This is a genomic window from Ancylomarina sp. (genome assembly GCF_041555295.1).
Lineage (GTDB): Bacteria > Bacteroidota > Bacteroidia > Bacteroidales > Marinifilaceae > Ancylomarina.
In genome coordinates, this window is the sequence record NZ_JBFFKR010000366.1 from 1 (window position 1) to 2,807 (window position 2,807).

Here is a 2,807-nt window from a genome sequence, read left to right on the forward strand (position 1 = left end):
CTATCAAAACAAAATCCATAAACAAAATAAACTCGTGTGTAAATATATGTACAGAAGTAGAATAGAAAGCTTCTACACATTTATTTTCTGAGCTGGATTACCCTCCTCTCCTGAATTATTTACAGGGAGTATTATTTATCACACTCCTTACATAAGAAAAGGCTTAAATCCACTGTCGTTTTCGGAATACGATAACACCGATGATGGATAAAAATAGTGAACTAACAATAATTGTAGGCATTGCCCAAGATGAATTTTCAAATGAATTAGGCACATTCATGCCAAATACACTGGCAATGAGGGTTGGAATCATGAGAATAATCGAAATGAGAGTCAATTGTTTCATCACCACATTCAGGTTATTCGATATCACAGACGCAAAAGCATCCATCATACCACTCTGTATGTCTGAGTAAATTTGAGCCATTTCCAAAGCCTGTTTATTTTCAATAATGGCATCGTCAAGTAAATCATGATTGATCTCACTGCTTATTTTCTTCGAGTTTCGAAGCTTAGCCAATACAACCTCATTCGCCTTAATCGAAGTGATAAAATACACCAAACACTTCTCCATTTTCAGGAGTTTATTTAGTTCTCTATTCTTAATCGACTTCTCAAGATCTTGCTCGATAAGGGCGGTTTGTTGATTAATTTGTTTTAGATATTTCAGGTAGATATTACCTGAACGCAAAAAGAGTCTTAGCACAAAATTATACACATCAGAAACGCCACGATACTGCTCTCTAAAAGGTGATGATTGTTCAATGGGCAAAACCTCATTATTCTGTAAACACAGGGTTAAGGTGAAATCCGGAGAAACATAAATACCCAAAGGGATGGTGTGAAATGGCGTTCCTTTATTCGAGCTTTCAACCGGTACACGCATAATCACCAAAGACCAATCGTCGTCGAATTCGACACGCGATCGTTCGTCGGTATCTAAAATATCTTGAATAATATCAGTAGGTAGTTGAAACTCGTGGTGGAGTCGCTGAATTTCTTCGGCAGTAGGTTGAGTAACGTTTATCCAACAGCCTTTTTCAGCTTTAGGGATTTCAATATACCCCCCAAATGTTTTAAAAATTTTAATCATTTTATTTCCCTATAATACGAACTATAGGGAATCAAGACTTGCCCCTTACAGATCAGTTAATACACTTATTCTACTATGATACGGGCCTTCGTCCATGACAATAATTGTTTTTTTTATGCGCTCAAAAGTAATCGAATTATTCAATTCGATGTTCCTAAGCCTCATCTTTTTATTTTTAATTCTGATTTTTATTGGGGAGTCTGGTGCTGCTTACCTGAGCTAGTAAACCTAAGGGATAGCTATCGGGAATGTTTCCATCTCTCTAACTTAGGAATCCCCTTGGTAAAGAAACCAGCAATAAAACCGGGAAAACCTATTTCCTTAAGCTTCACCTTACAAAAGACTTGCATTTTTTCAGCCGTATCAATTTCGGGACTCAAGAACTTACCTTTCATAAAACAATAGGAACAATTCTTACGGTTAAAGAAAATCGTAATTCGTAATTTCTAATTCATAATTTCCAATTATAAATCGTAGCCAATCTTATCCGAAGAGGAAATCACAAAGGTACTATTGAAGCGGGTTAAGTATTCGAACTTCGAAAGTTTCTCTTGAATAAAATGCTGAAAGGCATTCATATCTTTCACCATAATCTTCACCATCGCATCAAAATTTCCTGATGTGATATAAAATTCCATAACCTCAGGCAAAGCCAATACTTCGGATTCAAATTTCTCTACTACATCTCGCGTGTGCTTGGTTAAGGATATGGAGATAAAAACGACCATGCTTCTGTCGATTTGCTCAGGGTCGAGAACAGCAACATAGTTCTTAATAATACCACTTCGTTCTAGCTTTTTTACTCGCTCGTAAACAGGGGTATTACTCAAGTGTAATTTCCCAGCTAACTCTTTGATAGTAATGCGACAATCCTGCTGAAGGAGTTCTAATATCTTTCTATCGGTACGATCGAGATTTTCCATAAAAGAATATTTTTCTATTGATTCGCTCCTAATGAAGCTTTACAAAGATATTAATTCTTCAAAACCCACACTACACTAGAACAGTTTTCTGTATTCAAACCACATTCTAGTAAATAATTAGGCATTAAAGTAAATTTACAAGAGTTTTTAACCTAAACGATAGGTTGAAAAACACAAAAATCAAAACAACAAACAAAATCGAAATACAAATGAAAGAAATTAGATGGCACGGAAGAGGCGGACAAGGTGGTTTTACCGCTTCTCGTCTTTTAGGAATTGCAGCTAGTGTTCACGGAGGAAAACATGCCTTGGCATTTCCATCATTCGGACCTGAGCGTAGAGGAGCTCCAGTTCTAGCCTTCACCAAAATTGACGATACAAAAATTCACGATCGCAGTGAAGTTCAGAATAGCGACTACGTTGTGGTGATGGATGAAACTTTAGTGACTCCTGGATTCGAAAGAGGAATCAGACCGGGTGCAACTATTCTTATCAACACAGAGAATGTTGAAAAATACCGTGAGCCTCTAGAAGGATTTCAAGTAGTAGGTATTGATGCATCAAGTTTAGCTATGGAGATTTTGGGTCGACCAATTACAAACACCGCTATGTACGGCGCTTTAGCTGCTGCATCGGGTTTAGTTAGTTTAGAAGCTGCTCTTGCTAGTATCAGAACTGAGATGAAGCCTAAGTTGGCTGAATTAAATGTTAAGATTGTGGAACGTGCCTTCCAACTAATTAATAATTAACAATTGGTAATTATTAATTACTAATCATTCATTACTAATTGA

Annotated in this window: 4 protein-coding genes; 1 reads left to right on the top strand and 3 read right to left on the bottom strand. The window is 36.7% G+C overall.

All coding sequences use genetic code 11. The features are described 5' to 3' along the window. Positions 1-163: 163 nt before the first annotated feature. From ABY905_RS15985 to ABY905_RS15995, 3 genes are all read right to left on the bottom strand, one after another. A complete protein-coding gene (locus tag ABY905_RS15985) occupies positions 164-1,093 on the bottom strand; it encodes a magnesium transporter CorA family protein (RefSeq protein ID WP_372645672.1) in 930 nt (309 codons plus the stop codon). A 239-nt stretch (positions 1,094-1,332) separates the two neighbouring features. After that, entirely contained in the window at positions 1,333-1,530 is a 198-nt protein-coding gene (locus ABY905_RS15990) for a zinc ribbon domain-containing protein (protein WP_372645676.1), read from the bottom strand. Positions 1,531-1,557: 27 nt separating this feature from the next. Beyond that, a complete protein-coding gene (locus ABY905_RS15995) occupies positions 1,558-2,016 on the bottom strand; it encodes an Lrp/AsnC family transcriptional regulator (protein ID WP_372645674.1) in 459 nt (152 codons plus the stop codon). Positions 2,017-2,225: 209 nt separating this feature from the next. Between ABY905_RS15995 and ABY905_RS16000 the strand changes: the two genes are divergently transcribed. Then, on the top strand, positions 2,226-2,765 hold the full coding sequence (locus ABY905_RS16000) for a 2-oxoacid:acceptor oxidoreductase family protein (RefSeq protein WP_372645675.1): 540 nt from the start codon (positions 2,226-2,228) through the stop codon (positions 2,763-2,765). Positions 2,766-2,807 lie beyond the last annotated feature (42 nt).